This window comes from Winogradskyella pacifica (assembly GCF_013403915.1).
In the GTDB taxonomy this organism is placed as follows: domain Bacteria; phylum Bacteroidota; class Bacteroidia; order Flavobacteriales; family Flavobacteriaceae; genus Winogradskyella; species Winogradskyella pacifica.
The window spans coordinates 266673-286827 of record NZ_JABFDI010000002.1; the positions used below are offsets into that span (position 1 = coordinate 266673).

12 protein-coding genes are annotated in these 20155 nt (G+C 34.0%); 5 read left to right on the plus strand and 7 right to left on the minus strand.

Annotated elements, in window-relative coordinates; genetic code table 11:
• Positions 1–11: 11 nt before the first annotated feature.
• A complete protein-coding gene (locus tag HM984_RS02860) occupies positions 12–1331 on the minus strand; it encodes a sugar MFS transporter (protein WP_115807821.1) in 1320 nt (439 codons plus the stop codon).
• A 236-nt stretch (positions 1332–1567) separates the two neighbouring features.
• On the opposite strand from HM984_RS02860, the gene HM984_RS02865 reads away from it, so the two are divergent.
• Complete coding sequence (locus HM984_RS02865) at positions 1568–2425, plus strand: zinc-dependent peptidase (RefSeq protein WP_179348042.1); 858 nt, start codon at positions 1568–1570, stop codon at positions 2423–2425.
• A gap of 74 nt (positions 2426–2499) precedes the next feature.
• Here the strand turns inward: HM984_RS02865 and HM984_RS02870 are convergent, their stop codons facing one another.
• The 6 genes from HM984_RS02870 to HM984_RS02895 form a co-directional block, all read right to left on the minus strand.
• Positions 2500–3072, minus strand: coding sequence for an outer membrane beta-barrel protein (locus tag HM984_RS02870; RefSeq protein WP_179348043.1), 573 nt, complete (start codon positions 3070–3072; stop codon positions 2500–2502).
• 255 nt (positions 3073–3327) lie between these two features.
• A complete protein-coding gene (locus HM984_RS02875; protein WP_179348044.1) occupies positions 3328–4380 on the minus strand; it encodes a nucleotidyltransferase family protein in 1053 nt (350 codons plus the stop codon).
• Between the two features lie 28 nt (positions 4381–4408).
• Positions 4409–5548: a phosphoenolpyruvate carboxykinase (ATP) gene (locus HM984_RS02880; protein WP_179348045.1), complete on the minus strand. Its 1140-nt coding sequence runs from the start codon at positions 5546–5548 to the stop codon at positions 4409–4411.
• A gap of 19 nt (positions 5549–5567) precedes the next feature.
• Positions 5568–5729, minus strand: coding sequence for a hypothetical protein (locus HM984_RS02885; RefSeq protein ID WP_179348046.1), 162 nt, complete (start codon positions 5727–5729; stop codon positions 5568–5570).
• 679 nt (positions 5730–6408) lie between these two features.
• On the minus strand, positions 6409–11739 hold the full coding sequence (locus HM984_RS02890; protein ID WP_179348047.1) for a T9SS type A sorting domain-containing protein: 5331 nt from the start codon (positions 11737–11739) through the stop codon (positions 6409–6411).
• Between the two features lie 443 nt (positions 11740–12182).
• Positions 12183–15755 carry a T9SS type A sorting domain-containing protein gene (locus HM984_RS02895; RefSeq protein ID WP_179348048.1) on the minus strand — a complete coding sequence of 1191 codons (3573 nt, stop codon included), beginning with the start codon at positions 15753–15755 and terminating at the stop codon, positions 12183–12185.
• Between the two features lie 634 nt (positions 15756–16389).
• Between HM984_RS02895 and HM984_RS02900 the strand changes: the two genes are divergently transcribed.
• The 4 genes from HM984_RS02900 to HM984_RS02915 all read left to right on the plus strand — a co-directional run bounded on the left by HM984_RS02900 (position 16390) and on the right by HM984_RS02915 (position 20132).
• Positions 16390–16818 (plus strand): DUF2061 domain-containing protein, encoded by a 429-nt coding sequence (locus HM984_RS02900; RefSeq protein ID WP_179348049.1) that lies wholly within the window; start codon positions 16390–16392, stop codon positions 16816–16818.
• Between the two features lie 8 nt (positions 16819–16826).
• Positions 16827–17417: an adenylyl-sulfate kinase gene (gene cysC / locus HM984_RS02905; protein ID WP_179348050.1), complete on the plus strand. Its 591-nt coding sequence runs from the start codon at positions 16827–16829 to the stop codon at positions 17415–17417.
• 5 nt (positions 17418–17422) lie between these two features.
• Positions 17423–18328, plus strand: a complete 906-nt coding sequence (gene cysD / locus HM984_RS02910) for a sulfate adenylyltransferase subunit CysD (RefSeq protein ID WP_115807812.1) — start codon at positions 17423–17425, stop codon at positions 18326–18328.
• A gap of 547 nt (positions 18329–18875) precedes the next feature.
• A complete protein-coding gene (locus HM984_RS02915; RefSeq protein WP_179348051.1) occupies positions 18876–20132 on the plus strand; it encodes a sulfate adenylyltransferase subunit 1 in 1257 nt (418 codons plus the stop codon).
• The last annotated feature ends 23 nt before the right edge of the window (positions 20133–20155 follow it).

Sequence of the window (20155 nt, forward strand, 5' to 3'; positions counted from 1 at the left end):
TAGAGCACATGTTATTTTTTAGAGCCGCCTCTTATTTTATGTCCCCAAATTGCAAAGAATAAAATGAGAGCATAACAAGGGATAAGAATCCAATAACTACTTGTTGAAGCATTTGCTAAAGCTTCTGATTCGTTGATTCCTGAACTGATGAGTTCTAATTTTTTGCTATCAACTATTTTCCCGTATAACGGTGGAATTATTGCACCACCAGAAATTGCCATAATCAATAACGCAGAGGCTGTTTTAGTGTGTTTACCTAAACCGTCTAGAGTTAGTGGCCAAATAGCTGGCCATACTAATGCATTTGCGATTCCTAGAGCAGCAACAAATAAAACAGATGTTAATCCTGTAGTTGATAAAATTATAAGACTAAATATAATTCCTAAAATAGCACTAATAATTAATGCCGTTTTTTGTTTAATATATTTCGGAATTAAAAAGACGCCTAAAGCGTACGTAGCAACCATAGCCATTAAGGTGTAAGTTGTAAAGTATTTAGCTTCTTCGCCTGTAAAACCTAAGGAAATACCATAAGCGATTATGGTGTCGCCTGCAATAACTTCTGCACCTACGTATACAAACAATGCTAAAACTCCCAACCATAAATGTGGGAATTGGAAAATCGTCTTGTTAGAAGATCCTTCCTTAGTTATTGCCTCATCTTCTATGGCCTCAACATGAGGTAACGGAGCTTTTCTTATCAACACACCTAAAATAATTAAAACGATGGCCATAATTACATAGGGTACAAAAACACTATCCGCCATAGTGTCTAGAAGTACGGCTTTTTCAGAATCAGAGGCCGTAGCTAATTGTTCCTTTACGACATCAATTCCGGAAAGAAGGATGGCGCCAAAAATTATAGATCCTAAAGCACCTGCGACTTTGTTTGCTATACCCATAATGGCAATACGTTTGGCTCCACTTTCAATAGGGCCTAAAATTGTGATATATGGATTAGAAGCTGTTTGTAAAATAGTCATACCGATACCTTGAATGAAAATCCCGGTTAGAAATACCCAATAGGTTCTGGCTTCCGCTGCTGGAATAAATATCAGAGCACCAATAGCCATAATAAATAAACCGAGTGACATGCCTTTGCGATAGCCTATTTTATTTAGAATATACGATGCAGGAAGCGCCATCACCACAAACGAAATATAGGACGCTGAAGCTACTAAATAAGATTGAGCATCCGTAAGTTCGTTAATGGTTTTCATAAAAGGTATGAGGGCACCATTAATCCAGGTTACAAAACCAAAAATAAAGAAGAGTCCGGCAATAATTAAAATTGGAACTAGGTTGTTTTGTGATTTTACGTTTGTACTCATCAGATCTAATGTTGTATTTAGTTTTTGCGAAATGAAATTAGGTGTTAAGATAATAGTTTTGTTTATAATTTACTTATGCTTGCTTATTAAATTGTACTTATACCATATGGACATTCCTATTTAAAATGGTTATGTTTCATTATATTTTTATATTTAAGCATAATTAAAATTTTAAAAACACAGACTCACATTTTTAAGCAAAATTTAGAGTACATAATTATTAAATTAGGTTATTAATGGTATCTAAGACTGAACAAGAAATTTTTGAAATGGAGTTAATTTCTAATTATATAGTACCAATTGGTATTGTTTTAATAGGTGTTTTTATACTGTATAGACTGATAAAGATTTTTCAGTATTCTTACGCCTCAATATATAAAAAGCCATTATTTGCACAGCGTTATTTTACGCTGAATAATTTAACACGAACTCAATATGAGATTTTAAAAAACGAGCATTCTTTCTTTCGAAATTTATCAAGGAAAGATCAACTTCAATTTGAGCACAGGGTTTCTAAATTTATTCAAACGAATACATTTGTTGGTAAGCAAGACCTTGTAGTTACCGATGAAATGAAAGTTACGATTGCGGCTACTGCAACCATGTTAAGCTTTGGATTTAAAAAATATCAATTAGACATTATTGAAACGGTTATGATATATCCCAATGCCTATTACTCTCAAATTAATAAAAAGTTCCACAAAGGTGAGGTGAATCCTCGGTTAAAGGCTATTGTGTTTTCTTGGGAAGATTTTAAACATGGGCATAACATTGAAGATGATAATCTTAATCTTGGTATCCATGAATTTGGACATGCCATACATTTAAATGCTTCTAAAAATAATGATATAAGTAGCTTGATTTTTAACCAAGGCTTTAATAGATTAACTACGTATTTGCAAAATCACGAAGCTGTTAGGCAGGATTTAATTGCTTCAAAATATTTTAGAGCATATGCTTACACCAATCAATATGAGTTTTTTGCTGTTTTATTAGAGAATTTTATTGAAACTCCTTCTGAATTTAAATCTCAATTTCCTGAATTATATAAATGTATGAAGCAGATGCTTAATTTTAAGTTCGCGGGGTATTAACTGCGGTTCTCTGAAATTGTGCGCAAAAAAAAGACTCACTGTTGTGAGTCTTTTTTTTTAATTTTATTAAAAGATTAAAGCTTAAATACAGCTTGTAGATGATATTGATAGTGATTGTTGTCATAACCACTATTAGAGTGATCGAAAGCAAATTTTGCGATAGTTTGAGCTCTTAAGCCAAAAGTTCTATTTTCGTTTAACCAAAATAAAACACCACCACCTAGATTTGCAGATATATTAGTCTCATCAATGTGAAAGAAACCGACACCAGCATTGGCGTATATGTCAAACCAATCATTTCTACCACGACCAAAAATAAGTTCGCCGAAATAATATTTTACATGCGTATCTAAAGATATATAATTATAGTCTTCATTCGTTGGGTTAAAATCGATACTCGAATCATCATTAAAACCGTTGAACGTAATAGATTGTTCTATTGCAAATTGGTCTGCCCAATTATATTCTACTGCAGCAGAAACTGGGGTCTGAAAGCTCCAATCTCCTGGGCTGTTAATTGGCGACTGAGATCCCAAGCTGTTTATAGCATTAACACCAATACTTAAAGACCAATCGCTATTGCGTCTTTGTGCAAAAGAGGATAGACTAAATATTAATATAAGTGCTAGTAAAAGTATTTTTTTCATACTAAAATAATTTTGTCAAAGGTAAACTTTATAGATTATAAAACAAATATAGAGGTAAAGTTCTTATAATAATAAGCAAAAAAAAATAAAAGTGATTTTAATTCGACTTAAAATTAATTTATCGAATGTTTTTGTGTCATTTTTTGCGTTTAAATGATTCTGTTTTTTTTATAAAACTGAAAAGCAATGGATTAATGTAAGCTAAAAAATCTATTATAGAAAAAAATAAACTTCGATATTTTTAAAGGCCGAAGATTAAAAGCTCTTAAAAAGATTTATTTTATTCAAAAATTTCTCTTTTATTATATGTTTTGTGTAACTTTTATTGGTGTAAATTAAGTGTAAGCGACTCGTTATAAAAATTGTGATTAGTTTGATATAATTAATAACAACGCGTAGAGGTTTAAAGGACATTTTCATTTTATGAAAAAAACCTCTGTATGTCATATAATTATTAGAAGTTATATCAGAGAATTCAGTAAAATAGTATTTTGCCAATACTAAATAAGATTGACCATATTTGGAATTTAACAAAGTATCTATGTGATTTTTGTCCTTGTAGGTTTCTATAGAAATCAAATCATAAATTGATTTTAAACTTATGATATTATAATAATGTCCCTTATCATTAAGCTGCCAGCTCAATATGAGGTGTTGGCTTAAGTCGTGTGTATTCGGAATAGGAATGGTGTTCTTAATTTTCTTAGATTTAAGAATAGATGGCATATTCATTAGCGGCCAATGTCTTTTATTCAAAAGTTCGGTGTGAAGTTCTATGGCAGCCAATTCGTTCTCTGAAATTAAGCGATCAAGATGTCTAAAATCTTTCTTGTTATACGCAAAACCAAATGTTTTATTATAGCCTGAGTTTTTTAAAATATCAAACGCATTATATACCTCCGATTTTTCAACTAAAATATCAATATCACCAATCATACGTTCTCCTTCGTCGTTATAGTAACCTGAAGCCAGTAGGGCAGTACCTTTTAAAAACACATGGTCAATATTGTGTTGGTTTAAAATTTGTGATATGCTATGTACTTGATTGAGTATTCTTAGATTTCTAAACCTATTTATATTAGTGATTTCTTCTAGGTAATTAATCAACTCTTCAGGTAATAAATGAAGAAGCTGTTTTGCCTTTAATCTACAATATATGGCGGGTAATACTAATTGCTTGCTACCTTCTATCACTATAATATCCCAATTAAATGTGGGGTCACTAATCGATTTCTCTAGTTTAGAATTTGGGGTTTCAAAACTTAAGATATCTGCAATATATTGATATGTAGTAGCTAAATTATCCATAGATTTCAATACAAACTACTAATATAGACTATTGATTTTGGTAATTAAATTGTTTAAATAAAGCTGAAATTTCAGAAGATACACTATTTGTGTCACTATAAGTTACTTGATATAATTTAACTTTTTGTAACCAGTCTAAAAACTGCTGAGCATGTTTAGGGTTCGGTGATAACCAAGAATCTTCTATTATGGTTTCTAAAATGTGTTTAATAGAAATCGGCTCAATTAAAGTTTCTGACTCGGATACGTAATTCACTAAAACAATAGCATGGCAAGGATAATGGTCTTGTTTTGGTTTCGTGCAAGGCATATATTTTAATTGGCCTTTAGTTTTGTTAAATTCGACTATTGGTAATTTTTCAAAATTCTTTACTAAGGGTTGCAGCAGGTTAAAAGCTCCTTCTTTAATAGAAATAGAGGAGGGATTATAATATATATGTTGGTTTTCGGAAAGCAAAGGAGATACATCATCAGCTAATAGTTCAAAGCCATTTGTGGCTAATAATGCTGATAAGGTGCTTTTTCCTTTTCCAGATTTACCAACAAATAGGATGGACGAATTACCATCTGTTATCGTTGACCCATGAAGTGTTCCAATCCAATCTTGTTCTACTTTATTATGTAAGGAACAGAGTAACTGCATGATGAATTTACCTTGTAAAAGGTGATACTCTCTTTTAGGAACACAAGACATTAATTCTCCATTCTTAAAAAGATATAGGTTATCATTCTTTAAATATATATCGAATGTTACATCTGTATTGGCTGTGCTTGTATTACAATAATAGGCAATAGCAGGATGAACCGTTTTGAGCACTAGTTCTGAGCTGTAATAAATCTGAATTCTTTTAGAGCCAAATAAATAATGCTTAGAAATATTTCGGTGAGACGTATCTAAAGTGTCTGAGCTTGTATTGGGTGGACTGTAACGATTATTGCAATCCTTGAGATAATTATGAATAGTTTCAGAAAGTTTTAAGCTATCAGAAACAGGGATTTGGTCAGAAAGGGTATTGGAAAAATCCTTTTGTGTATTGGAGGCTAAATACGTATCTAAGAGTAACTCAAAATCCGAATTTATAACACTGTAACTATTAGAAATAGAATACCACAATATCCAATAATCACCGAACATTTTTTTATATGTTGGTGCTAATTTAGTATTCAAAATAGAAGTTAAAAGTTAATTACCATGGCAACCCGCCTGGATCTGGAGGAAGTGAACTTGCCTGTGATTTAAGTGGATTTAAAATCACAAACGTTCCTACTGCAGTTATAGCAGCATATTTACCCATTTTTGAAATGGCTTCTTTACGAGTGATTTTATCTATGTTGTTTTCTTTCTTCATGGCTTTTGCCCTAAATTTGAGTTCAAAAATAATAAAATTATTTATTTAACAACCTAAAATGTCAAAAGGTTTACATTAAAAATTAATTTTATCTCTAAAATGGTAATGTTTTCCTGTAATTTATGTCTAAAATCTTAGACTTCAAAATTCAAGAAAAACATACTTTAATTTTATGATATATAGTTTACGATATTTGAAGCTTATTCAAGCTACAAATATAATATTACAAAATGTAATGTGCTAATTACTAACTCACTTATAATCAAAACCGGGCGCAAGATATGTAATATTTTATGAAAAAACCATAAGTACTTAAGGTATAATTACTTTTTTCGTTGTAGTTAAATTTTACCTGTTAACGTGAGAGCATAGATACTTGCATAATGTGACCTGTGGATAAGTGCAGCGATTCATTCGTTGTTTTCTATTGATTTCTGAAATGTATGTTTTGAACTCTAATACTGAATTTGTAGGGGGAGTCCGAATCTTAATGTTTTGAAATCCCCACCTGTGGATAATATAACTCACATAACCATAACTAGAAATAACAATAGCATACATTTAAGTAACGTTCGTTGTTAAGAAATCGTTATTACGCAAGTGTGTATTTTATAAAAAAAAAACGCGCTAAACCTAGTTTAACGCGTTTTCTTAACAGTAAGAAATATAATAAGACGACTTATCTTATAATCACTTTTTGAGTTTTGTTTTGAGCCGCATTATGCAGTTTTACAACATAGATACCAGGACTTAAGTTACTTACGTCTATAGCTTGTGATCTAACAGTAGTTTGTAATTGCGTAGTAGATACCAAACGTCCTTGAACATCATAAACAGACGCTGTTGTAGGTTCTAATAATTGACCTGCAATGACAATAGTTTTATCTGCTTTATTAGTGTAAATACTTAATTGGTCTAAGGTATTATCTATGGTAGATAATGTGCTATTTGCTACACGTAAATAGAAACGACCTACACCACTTAAAGTAGTACTTGGTGTTAGCACATAATCAGTAGTATTTAAAAGCGTAGAGGTATTAGCCACGTTATCTTCTAAATACACGCTAACCGTACTTGATAGTGTAGATGCGTTAATACTAAACGTTAATTGTTCTCCTTGGTTTGCATTTACGCCAAGTGGAATAGTAACATTAGAAAGATCGGTTACATCTAAGGTTTGAAGCGCTATTGGTAACCCACTATTATCTTCAACTAAATGTGAGAATAATGAGAAGTTAGGAGCAGTACCTCCCCAAATGGTAGCATCATAACCGGCATCTAAACCTTTAGTAGCATTAGCGTTAAAGTAAAATTGAGTTGTGTAATTTTGAGTTGTAGTGCGCGCGTTAAGTTTCAAAAAGGTTAAAGTATTGGCATCACGACCAGCAATAAAATCATCACCACTTCCTGTGGTTCTCATTGCTGCTTTAAACTCTAAATCGTAGGCAGCAACATTTGCTGCATCTGCACCTACTAAGAAACCTTGACCTGGTGTCATGAGTCTTCCTGAAGCATTAGCAAGATTTATGATATCCCATCCATTTGAGGAATCGCCGTCATAACCATAGATACCAGAAGTATCCCCTAGTAAATCAATATTCTTAATATCTGTGTCTACTTCATAAGCTAAAAAGGCTTCAATATCTAAATACGAAGGATAAGGATTTCCAATTAAATTCCATTCTAGGTAACTAGGTCCAGAATGGTCAATATTAATGTCGATATCTCCTGAATTCGCAGTACCTGTAAATATAAGTGTTGACGTGTTGTCTGATGCAGCTCTATAGCCTGTACCTGCTACTAAAAGTGTACCAGCATTATCATTTGTGTTATAGTTTTCATAATCACCCGTAGACTTATCAAATATGGCAAATGCTTTTTCTGTAGCATCCCCAGGATTAGTAAGTAAGTTACTATTGGCAGCAACAAAATCTCCAAATGTTTGACCAGATAATGGTGGTGTAATTAAATCGTTATTACCAATTGCATTAGCATCTTCTAAAATAGTGTTACCATTAACATGACGTTCATAGTTAATAGTACCCGTAATAATACCATCTAGTATTAAACTAGAATAACTATCTGAAACAGATTCTAATAATAAACCGTTAGTAACAGTAAGTGTAATACCGGTGTCCACAGTAAGACCAGCACCAGCATTTACGGTTATTGAATTAGCAGTAGTGTTGGTGTCAATTGTAGCATCTCCTAAAGTAATTACAATATCATCACTAGCAGTAGCTGCTCCATTTGGATCACTTGGTGACCATGTGCCGTTGTAGGTGTAGGTTGTAGGTGCGCCACATGTTGCTGTATGAGAACCTAAACCACTAATTGTGTTTTGAGAGTAACCAGTCCATTCAGATTCTAAAGTAGGGAATGTGCAACTAGCAGGATCTACAGTAACACCTCCGCAAACATCCGAATTTCGTACAAGTGTACGATCAGAAGTGTAATTTGAACCTTCACTCCATTCACTTCCAGGGTCACATCCTATATTACCTATAATGTCTATTATATCACTATCTTTTTTCAGTACTATAGCGTCATCACCATTAAAATTACATACACCAGAACTATATGCAGTACCTCCATATATTGTAGCACCAGAATTTTCTAAAACAATAACCTCTCCATTTGCAAGTGTTGCAGGGAAACCTGAGCTAAAGTCTTCTGTATTGTTTGGACTTGAGCTACCATTGGCATATAATTCAACAGAATAATCTGTAAGGGTTACTGTAACACCTGTACCATTATATATTTCAATATATTTATTATTACTAGATCCTTCAATGTATTCTGAAAAGAATAAATCTGTAGCACCAACTACAGGCTCAGTAATATCAAAAGTTGTGCTAACAAAAGTTGATAATAATCCATCATCAGCAGTTAATTCTAAGCCTGTTCCAATTGCTGTGTGAGTTAATGTAGAAAATGTTGCAATACCACTAACGGCAGTTTCTGTTACAGGAGTTCCTGTAAGTGTACCTGTAGAGGTAATTACTATATCTAAATTATAATTTGTATCTAAGTTACCATTGGCATCTACACCAGAAACCGTTACACTTGGTGCCATTACAGCATTAAGTTCTGTGTCAGAAGGCTGTTGAGAGAAAACAAGCTCTGTAGCATCTACATCAATAGTCATTTCATTACCAACGACATCTCCTAATAAGAACGGATCAGCAAGGCCAGAACCCATCATATCAGTCTCGAACCCACTTGCGCTTTCATCAATTTGTAGTTGTATAATACTACCATCTACAATAGCTGTCTCATTTAAGTATAATCCTAATAAAAACTCTAAAGATGTACCATTAGCTACTACAACTGGAGTTCCAAAAGTCAATACAATCTCCGTATCCGTAATCGTGGCTGTCGGTGAGTAAGGCATAACGTTTCCGTCTAATAATGTAACACCTTGTATGTGGTCTGACCAATCGGCTGTATTATTTGGGCCAGGAACAAAACGCATCGTGGTAATGTTTGTTGGTTCTGTATCACCAGATCCAAAATCTTCTACTATAAAACCTAAAGCATCAAAAGCGGTTCCGCTAGTTGTAGCATCTGCTGCAACAATAGTTGTTTCAGCTACCTGTGGTGTCGAAACGTAAACTTCTGTGTCTGTGTCATTATTTAGAGCAGCGATAACGTTTATAGTGTAATCTTCTATTTCACCATCAGTTGAGTCTGTACAAGGTCCAGTATATGAGTCATATTGACAAGTCACTCGCATTCTGGTGTTTCCTAATGTTGCGCCTGCAGGAACACTTATTGTTAGTGGACTTAAAGTTGTTGGACCATCCGTTTCATCATTAGCAGTTCCTAATGCATATTCTTCAGTAGAGGTATCAAATGTGCCATCTTGATTCCAGTCTATCCAGGCTTTTGCATAAATAGTATATGCCCCATCAGTATTTAAATTCACTGTTAAATCTATATCACTACCTTGTATAGCGTCTGTAGATTCTGCCGTAAAATCATCATAACCACTGCCTTGTCCACTTGCCTTATTAATGGTTCCAAAGTTTACTAAAGTTATTGAGGTATCAAATGTAGTCGTTCCTGAAACTGTACACCAAGTTAAATCTGGTACAGCATTAGCGGTAACTCCTGTACTCCAAATTGTAGCTTTACGAGCAAAAACTTCAAAGTGATAGGTGGTACCATTCGTTAAACCAGTTACAGTTACCGAAGTGCCTGTTCCTTTATAAACAACATACTCACCAGTACCTAAATCTGAACCAGATCCAAACTCTGTATTTGCGGTATAAGTAGAACCATCACCTGTTGGTGTAACCGATACTGCAGATGTTTCTTTAGCTATGACTAAAATTTCATCGAAACAACTACCATTAGACCATGTTAAATCTACTTCAGTAGTGCCTTCCTCTGCAGTAAATGCAGTAACATCTGAAGGTGTAGAACAAACTGTTGTAAAGTCGCCAGTGAATTCAATTAAATTATAACAGGTATTTGTAGTGTTATATTCATAAATAGCTAAATGATATGTAGTGTTCGGGTTTAAGCCAGAAACTGAGATGCTTAAGCTAGATCCACCAGTGCCAGGGTTTGAAGTTCCATTATTACCATTAAATACAACATAATTACCTGTTCCTATTTCACTTGCTCCAGAACCATTAAATATGCTGTTTGCATTATAGCTTGTTCCACTAGTCGGATCCGTATCAACAGCAGAACCTTCCTTCATTACGACTAAAACATCGTCACCACCACCTCTTGTAAATTCAATAGAAACATCTGTTGTAGTAGGTGATAAAGTTGTAAATGTAGAAGCTTGTATTGCTGGAGCAGTACAAGCTAATGTCGCATCATCCGCAACTGCTGCACTCCAAGATGTAGCTTTTCTTGTAAATACTGAAAAATGGTAAGTGTTTCCATTAGTTAAACCTGTTACAGTTACTGATGTACCAATACCTTTATAAACAGCATACTCACTAGTACCTAAATCTGCGCTAGAACCAAAAGTAGCATTAGCGGTGTAAGCAGAACCATCACCTGTTGGTGTAACCGTTACTGCAGATGTTTCTTTAGCTATGACTAAAATTTCATCATAACAACTACCATTAGACCATGTTAAATCTACTTCTTCGTTACCTGCTGTAGCTGTAAATGTATTGACTTCAGAAGGTGTAGAACATTCTGTTGTAAAGCTTCCTGTTAACTCAGTTAACTCATAACACGTATCAATGGTGTTGTATTCATAAACTGCAACATGATATGTTGTTGCCTCACTTAAGCCAGTAATACTAACCGAATTTGTTGTAATACCTGAATACACAACATAATTCCCAGTCCCTATTTCGTCTCCAGAAGTAAAGGCAGTATTGTCTTCGTAATCTATTCCATTTTCAGGGTCTGTATCAACAGGAGAACCTTCGTTTACAACTACCAATACTTCATCACCATTTCCAGGAGTCCAGTTTAAGGTTGCAGATGCAGTACCTAAAGCAGTAGTGTTATATAACGACGCTTGAGTTGTTGGTGCTGCACAAGTTGGGCCAGCAGCCGTCCAAGTAATGTCGTCAATAGCAACTCGATCTGCACCACCTCCATTGGATCCTCCTATGTTATTGTCTATTCTAATTACGATGTCACCAGATATGTTTACTCCCGAAATTGTTGTAGATTGAACTGATCCGCTGTACGGAATAGTTCCCACGCTTGAACCATTAATTAAAACATCTAATGTACCAGAGCTCCCACTAAATTTTCTTTGAGTTGTAATTGTAATATCTCCAATACCACCACTAATAGTTCCAGATTGAATGTATGTGTTGGCTGCATCATCATTCAAAGTAATAGCCTTACCATCAATTGGTTGGTCTGATCTAGAGTTTGTAGCTTCCCATGTAGAGCCATCATCGCCTGTCCAGTTTCCATCGTTATAAGCGGCAATGGTTGGTATGTTACTAAAGGTTTCAGTGCCTTGGGCAAACCCAAAACTCCCAATAAAAAGAGCAATTAAAAATGTGTAAATGTGTTTCATGTGTTAAATTGTGTCAGTTTTAAGATGATATATGGATAAATAAAAAGGACTATTCAAAGAAAAATCCTACATATTTAAGACGTACAACATCATAATGAGTTATTAATAGCTAAAATGTCAAAAAAGCGCGTAAACGCCCTAGTGATAAGGGATTGCAAATATAGCAAAAGTGGGTAATGCACGTTTTTAAATATATTAACAAATCATTAAGATTAAGTTAGTGGTGCGTTGGGTTGTAGATTTTTATGGTGTATAAGTTGTTGTATTTTAATTTGTTAAGTGGTAGGTGTAGTAGCTGAAAAAATGTTTATTATTTTATTTATAATTATTGCTTAATCGGGATAAGTTCTTTATACGCAATTCGCGTTCTATTGGTTTAGAAACAAAAAAAAAGTGCATCTTATTAAGATGCACTTTTGGCTTAAATGATATAAGTATTAGACTTATCTAATAATAACTTTTTGAGTTCTGTTGCCAGTTGTATTTTGTAATTGTACAACGTAAATACCAGCAGTAAGATTAGAAGCATCAATATTATGCTCTGTGTTATTAGAGTTTAGTGATTGTGTGGTTACTAGTCTGCCTTGTATGTCAAATAATTTGAATGCTGTTTGACCTTCTAATTGTCCTTTTACAACAATTGACTTAGGACTAGTATTTACAAAAATTTCTAAACCATTAAGTAAGTTATCATTGACACCCAATGTAGATTGTCCGAAATGTAAATAGAAACGTCCAGTAGTGTTTAAAGTTGTAGCTGGTATAAACGTATAATCACCTTCTAATAGGTTGGTAAATGTACTTGCGGCGTTATCTTCTAAAATTACCGTAGTACCTTCAGGAATATTATGTTCCGCAATACTAACTACAGCTTGCTCTCCTTGTGCAATATTAATCCCTAAAGGAATAGTAACATTGTTTAAGTCCGAATAGCTTACAGATTGCGCTGCCATATCTTTTCCTAAGTTATCTTCTACTAAACGCGAATAGATAGAAAAAGCAGGTGTGTTAGCTTCAAATAGTTCAGAATCATAACCAGGATCCATACTTAATGTGGCATTGTCGTTAAAGTATAAGGCGGTTTGATACGCTCCATTTTCCTTTGCAACTTCAATATTTAAATGCGCTAAGTTTTGATTTTGAGATCTACCGCTAATAAAATCGTCACTTGTTCCTGTTCTTCGCATTGCTGGAGTAAATGCAATAGTGGCTCCTCCAGTTTTTGAAGACACAAAGAAACCTTGCCCTGGTGCTAATTTCGCAGAAGGGTTCGCGTCAGAATAAGCTTGATTCCATACTGTAAATACAGATAATTCACCAGTGTAACCATAAACTCCGTAGCTAGATAAACTAAAATTAGCTCCATTATTTGACAAGAACTCTGAAAGACTCAAGTAAGAAGGGTAAGGATTTCCAATAAGATTAAATGTGCTGCTAGAGCCTACTGTAATAGGAACAGATACAGATCCAGTCTCAACATCTCCAACAAATTCAAAAGTAGAGCCTGTAGGGGTGTCCGAAGCTGTTCTATAACCTATACCAGATGTTATTACGGATGCATCGTCAGCTGCAGAGTAGTTAACGTAAGCATTTGTGTTGTTATTAAAAGGTCCAAATAAAAATGAAGGTACTCCACTTATAACGCCAGATGGTATCTCTGTATTAACGGTTCTTAAGGCAAGGAATGTTTGACTAGCATTAGTTACTGGTGCTGATATTAAATCGTTATTTCCAGAAGTAGAACCTGTATCGGCAACTTGATTTACGTGACGATTATAGGTGACTTCATTTAGTATTGAACCATTGACTATTAAACTTGAATAACTATTACTTATAGAATTTAAGATTAAAGAACCTTCGTTTATCACGTTATTCGTTGTTGTAATGGACTTACCAAAGTCAATTGCAGTAAAAGCACCATCATTAATTATTAAATTATTGATGTTCGCATTATTATCTACATTATATGTACCATCAATAACTAGAGCGTTTAAAGCTCCTGTTGTTGTATCAGGTTTAATGTTGTCTTTCCAGCCGCCTGCATTAGTGTAGATTAATCCACTAAACTGACTAACTAATCTGAAATTATCAAAACCAGAATAACCATTTGCAAGATTATTTCTTAGTCTCACTTGAAGCCCTACGGTAGAATTGCCATCAGGTATAATAATTTTAGCTCTACCTTGATCATTGTCATTACTGTCATCTCCAGAGATTCCATTAAAAACAGAAACCCATCCGCCACTTGCGCTACCATTGAGGACTAATCTATATTGTATATCATTTGCATTGTTGAGGTAACCAATAACTTGCCAATCAAATTCTATTCTTATATCTGTTCGACCAGTAACATCGATATCCGAAAAAGTTAAAGTCGCAAAAGAATTTCCGTCATCATTCAAATCATTTTCTCCAAAAATGTCTCCAGAAAACAATATGTTATCTAATGGGGATGCATCAGCTAAGGCAATTTCTCCAAAATAACCGATAGTATCGCCCCAATCTGTAATAGTACCAAAAGGTGCTGTATTGGTAATGTAAGTCCAACCTGTAGCTGTATCAAAGTTTTGCTCAGCGATAGCTAATAATGGGCCGTTAATATTAAAGACGTTACTGGTTCCAGAGATATCCGAAGCACTAGCGTTTATACTTACGCCTGAAACTGTACTTGTAAAAACCACATTATCTAAAGTTGCTTCACCATTGATCATATTATATGTTTCTGGTGCAATACTACTACTAGGAGAAGCGGTAACGCTAATACCTGTAATATTCGCATCTAAATCTAAATTTGAATTCACATCAACAGCAATTATTGTAGGAAAAGGTGTTATAGGTTCGTTTTGGTTTCCGTTAGTGGGTTGTTGTACAAATTCAAACTTGCTTGCAATAACTTCAATACGGTTATCGTCACCAACGATTGAGGTTTGTGCGCCACCTGCGTTATTTAATCCGAAAAGAGAACTACCACTTGCAAGTGTAATTGCATTAGTGATGGTTAGTTGTAGTTGTTCGTTATCTGTTACTACAGATTTAAATGACCCTAAAATTAAAAATTGTCTACTGCTGTTGTCAGCAGCCGTTAAGTTTAGACCATTAAATGTTGTGAATTCAGTAACAGTTGTAACTTCCGAGATAATTGTGAATGTGCCTAGATCTAATATGGCTAATGCAGCTATATTTTCATATTTGTCTACGTCAAACTCAATGGATGTTAATGTCGTGCCATCGGAATCAGTATCTGTACCGATACCACCGTCTCTAATCGTAAACGCACCTAAAGGAACAGAGTTACTTAGATTAAGACCAGAAGGCGTTATATATGTAGAATTATAATCAATGTTTTGTTGAACAGGGAATAAAGGGAAAGTAGAAGCTATAATATCAGAATTAGCACTATTCGTTGAGCTTGTTGATGCGCTACCAACCAGTCTTAATCCTGGGGAAGGAACGACACCAGAAATTGACCAAGCGGCATTAGGAAGTACTCTTAAGATTCCTCCACTACTACCGGCTCCCCATGCATATAATCTAAATGTTATAGTTCCTGAAATTCCAGATAAAACACTTAAGCTAGCTAAGTTTATATTAGTATTCGAATTCGCTGCTAATGTGCGAGATCCGTCTAAGGAAGTCCCAGTAGTGGCAAAGCCATCTAAACTATAAAATATTTGGAAGTCACTAGGACCATTAGGATTTCTTCTCAGTCTAATATCTAACTCATCTAATGTGATTTCGAATGCAGTATTAGCTGAAATAGACCACTCTATGTAGTCATTATTAGCTGCCGCAGTTGGTTGGTCTCCACCAACAGTCCAATCATTTGATGTAAAATTAGCATTAGCAGAACTTAGATTAACACCAGATCCACGAACAAACCCGCTAGAAGAGACAGAGGTTACATGGTCTGTTTGTGTTGGTCCAACAATATTGGGACGATCTACGGTTACGATTGTTTGGCTAAACCCATATGAAAAAAGGGAAACCAAAATGCAAAAAATGTAAGTTTTAGTCATAATCTCTATTTAATTAAATCTTTTAAATTGTAGTATTAATTTACTGAAATGTAGGAGGTTTACTTAAATTTGAGATGGGTCAAAGATAATGAAAATTGTGATAACTATGCCTAACAAAATATGTTGAAGCTAGAGTGTTTTATTGTCGATTATACTTGCAAATACGTAATATTATTTACTATATGAAAAATCGTACATTTTTATTTAATTAAACGTTAGGAGTGTTTCTTTTGTCATGCTTCAGTGTTTTTTGTTTTAACCATTTAGTGCTGATTTTTATGTAATTAAATATCTTAAACTTAAATTTTATAATGATATTTAGTTTCGATTTGTCTAAAAATTAAACTTAAAAAAGACTAGATTGAGTTTAAATCATAAATATTGGTTCAAAAATTTGAAATCTTAAAATATCCTAATAATAATTCTCAATTTATCAATTGTATGAATAATATGATTTTTTTAAAAGCTATGAGTTGTTAATTAAGTATTTTTGCTCAATTTTGATTTGTATATCGGTTCGTTTTTTGTTCTAATAGAGGTGAAAATCATCCCTTTATTTAAAAGAAAGTACGAAGGATATAAGTGTTCAAAACACTATAAATGAATGGCTATAAAATTTTAATATTGGTAAAGTTTGAAATTTAGTAAAAGACATTTCGCTAAAACGATTACGTGGCGCATTATAGGAACCTTGGACACGTTATTATTGTCATGGTATATTTCTGGTGATTTAGCCATTGGTATGAAAATGGGGGCATTTGAAATGATTACTAAAATGGTCTTGTATTACATACATGAAAGGGTTTGGTTTAAATCGAAAATAAAGTCGTCTAATAAACGGCATATTCTTAAAACCTTTTCGTGGCGCGGTGTAGGTACTTTAGATACCATTATTTTAGGTTGGTTGATTTCAGGGAATCCGTTAACTGGACTTAAAATTGGTGGTGCCGAAGTCGTAACAAAAATGCTATTGTATTTTGGACATGAAAAACTTTGGTATCGCATTAACTATGGTTTAGATCGAAGAAAAGAAAGAAAACGATTAAATAATTTGAAAAATTAAAGAGAATTATGAGTCTAAATACGGTTAGACATAATTATAAAATAACAAAAGCAGATCGCAAACGCTTACATAATCACCAATCTTTTTTAGTGTGGTTTACAGGTTTATCTGGTTCTGGGAAGTCTACTTTGGCTAACTTAGTAGAGGTTGCATTACACAAAAGTAACATTTCTACTTTTAGTTTAGATGGTGACAATATAAGACAAGGTATTAATAAAGACCTAACGTTTGCTCCAGGAGATCGTACTGAAAACATAAGACGTATTGCCGAAATTGCGAACTTAATGGTAGATGCAGGTGTTGTAACTTTAGCCGCTTTTGTGTCTCCTTATATTAAAGACAGAGAGAATATTAAAACCATCGTTGGTAAAGAAAATTTCATAGAAGTATATATAAACACCTCTTTAGAAGAGTGCGAGCGTAGAGATGTAAAAGGTCTCTACAAAAAAGCACGAGCGGGAGAAATTAAAAATATGACAGGAATTTCAGCACCTTATGAAGCTCCTATCAATCCAGATTTAGAAATCGTAACAGATAATCAGTCCATTGAAGCATCTGTTCAAACTATTCTAGACTTTATTATTCAAAAATTAAAATAAATAACATGAGTAATTACGTAATTAATCATTTAAAAGAATTAGAATCGGAAGCCATTTTTGTGATTCGAGAGATTGCAGCACAATTCGAAAATCCAGTATTATTATTTTCAGGAGGAAAGGATTCTATTTTGTTGACGCATTTAGCTAAAAAAGCGTTCTTTCCGGCAAAAATACCGTTTCCTTTAATACATATTGATACAGGTCATAATTTTCCTGAAACAATTGCTTTTCGTGATGAATTAGTAGAAAAACTAGGGGTTAAACTTATAGTAGGTTCTGTACAAGAAGCTATCGATAACGGACGTGCAAAAGAAGAAACTGGTGCAGATGCGTCTCGTAATTCACTTCAAATTGTGTCGTTATTAGATACTTTGGAAGCGTATAAAGTAGATGCAGCGATGGGTGGAGCACGAAGAGATGAAGAGAAAGCCCGAGCGAAAGAGCGTTTCTTTTCACATAGAGATGAATTTGGACAATGGGATCCTAAAAATCAAAGACCAGAGTTATGGAATTTGTTTAACGGACGTAAAAACTACGGAGAGCATTTTAGAGTATTTCCAATTTCTAACTGGACAGAAATGGATGTTTGGGAATATATCAAATTAGAAAACATTGATTTGCCATCACTTTATTTTTCTCACCAACGCGACTGTGTCGTGAGAGACGGTGTGATTTTAGCAAACTCAGAATTTATTAAATTAAAGGAAGGAGAGGAAGTCGTAAATATGACGATTCGTTACCGAACTTGTGGAGATATGCCAATTACTGGTGCAGTAGAATCTGAAGCAAATACCTTAGATAAAATCATTGAAGAAATTGCAACTACAAGAACTACTGAACGTGGTGGACGAGCAGATGATAAACGTGCAGAAACAGCGATGGAAGATCGTAAAAAACAAGGTTACTTTTAAAATAAAAGAGAATAGAAGTTAGAGCCTAGAATATAGACTTTTTGGAGTGCTATTTCAAGGTTCGCTTTCAATAAGAACCTGTTTAACGGCGAAATAATTTGAATGGGGAGATTATATCGTTTTAAAATGATGTTCAAATTTCACGAAATGCCAAAACAACCTAACAATTATTTTACGGAAAAAATGATTTGAAGCGAAGGGTTAAACAAAAATATTAGGAAACAGATTACAATAATGAAAACGTATTATAAATATAAATTTAAGTGATTTTGAGAAAACGGCAGACCATTTTTGTGCCGTAGCAAAAGAAATTTTTAGTAAAATAATTTTCAGTTATGATTTTTTTTGTTTCGTTTTATTCGTCTATTCTTATTTTTGTTTTGAACTCATGATGTGCTTCGCAGTTTTGATCAAGCAAAAAATGAAAATGAGAAAATAAAAAATAATATGAATTTATGAGTAACCTCATGAATATAAGACCTACTAAAACACATCAGACAATCAACAACCGACAACTGAAGACAGACAACAGAAAACACACAACACCATGAAATATCAAGACATAGAACTATTAAGGTTCACAACAGCAGGAAGTGTAGATGATGGAAAAAGCACCTTAATAGGACGCTTATTATACGATAGTAAATCAATTTTTCAAGATCAACTAGATGCCGTTGAAGCTTCTAGTAAATCTAAAGGTTTTGATTATGTTGATTTATCATTACTTACAGATGGATTAAAATCAGAACGCGAGCAAGGCATTACGATTGATGTAGCTTATCGTTATTTTGCGACTCCAAAGCGTAAATTTATTATAGCAGATACACCAGGTCATATACAGTACACGCGTAATATGGTGACTGGCGCTTCTACAGCGAACTTAGCCATTATACTTATAGATGCACGAAAAGGAATGCTAGAGCAAACCCATCGTCACGCATTTATCGCGTCTTTATTGCGTATTCCACATGCTATTGTTTGTGTTAATAAAATGGACTTAGTGGATTATAGCGAAGATGTCTATAACGGAATAGTTTCAGATTTTAAAGCCTTTTCATCAAAGTTAGGTATTAGTGATATTCAGTTTATTCCTATATCAGCTTTAAATGGAGATAACGTTGTTAACCGTTCTGAAAACATGGATTGGTATGGCGGAAGTACGTTAATGTACCATTTAGAAACCGTTCATATTTCTAGCGATCATAATTTGGTGGATTGTCGTTTTCCTATTCAATCTGTGATAAGACCTCATACACTAGAGAATCAGGATTATAGAGGTTTTGCAGGTCGTATTGATGGTGGTGTTTTTAAGCCAGGTGATAAGGTGAAGTCGTTACCTTCAGGATTCGTGTCTACGATAAAAACCATTGAACTTAATGGGGAGCAAATTTCGGAAGCATTTGCGCCTATGTCTGTAACGATGACTCTAGAAGACGAAATAGATAATAGTCGTGGAGACATGATTGTGCGCGAAAATAATGTGCCCTTAGTGAGTCAAGATTTAGAAGTGTTAGTGACTTGGATGAGTACAAAACCAATTCAGGCACGTACGAAGGTGGTTATTAAACATACCACAAACGAGTCTATTGGTATGGTTAAGGAATTAAAGTATAAGATAGATATTAATACATTACACAGAATAGAAGGTATTGATAAAGTGGAGATGAATGATATCGCGCGTTTGTCTATCAGAACAGCTAAGCCTTTATTTTATGATGCGTATAAGAAGAATCGTCAAACTGGAAGTATCATTATTATAGACGAGCAAACCAATGAGACTATTGGTGCTGGGATGATTATATAGTGGTGATGCGGTGAAACGGTGAT

Excerpts from the sequence above, each read along its gene's own strand:
- HM984_RS02860 (WP_115807821.1), bottom strand. The coding sequence starts at position 1,331 with ATGAGTACAAACGTAAAATCACAAAACAACCTAGTTCCAATTTTAATT.
- HM984_RS02865 (WP_179348042.1), top strand. The coding sequence starts at position 1,568 with ATGGTATCTAAGACTGAACAAGAAATTTTTGAAATGGAGTTAATTTCT.
- HM984_RS02870 (WP_179348043.1), bottom strand. The coding sequence starts at position 3,072 with ATGAAAAAAATACTTTTACTAGCACTTATATTAATATTTAGTCTATCC.
- HM984_RS02875 (WP_179348044.1), bottom strand. The coding sequence starts at position 4,380 with ATGGATAATTTAGCTACTACATATCAATATATTGCAGATATCTTAAGT.
- HM984_RS02885 (WP_179348046.1), bottom strand. The coding sequence starts at position 5,729 with ATGAAGAAAGAAAACAACATAGATAAAATCACTCGTAAAGAAGCCATT.
- HM984_RS02890 (WP_179348047.1), bottom strand. The coding sequence starts at position 11,739 with ATGAAACACATTTACACATTTTTAATTGCTCTTTTTATTGGGAGTTTT.
- HM984_RS02895 (WP_179348048.1), bottom strand. The coding sequence starts at position 15,755 with ATGACTAAAACTTACATTTTTTGCATTTTGGTTTCCCTTTTTTCATAT.
- cysC (WP_179348050.1), top strand. The coding sequence starts at position 16,827 with ATGAGTCTAAATACGGTTAGACATAATTATAAAATAACAAAAGCAGAT.
- cysD (WP_115807812.1), top strand. The coding sequence starts at position 17,423 with ATGAGTAATTACGTAATTAATCATTTAAAAGAATTAGAATCGGAAGCC.
- HM984_RS02915 (WP_179348051.1), top strand. The coding sequence starts at position 18,876 with ATGAAATATCAAGACATAGAACTATTAAGGTTCACAACAGCAGGAAGT.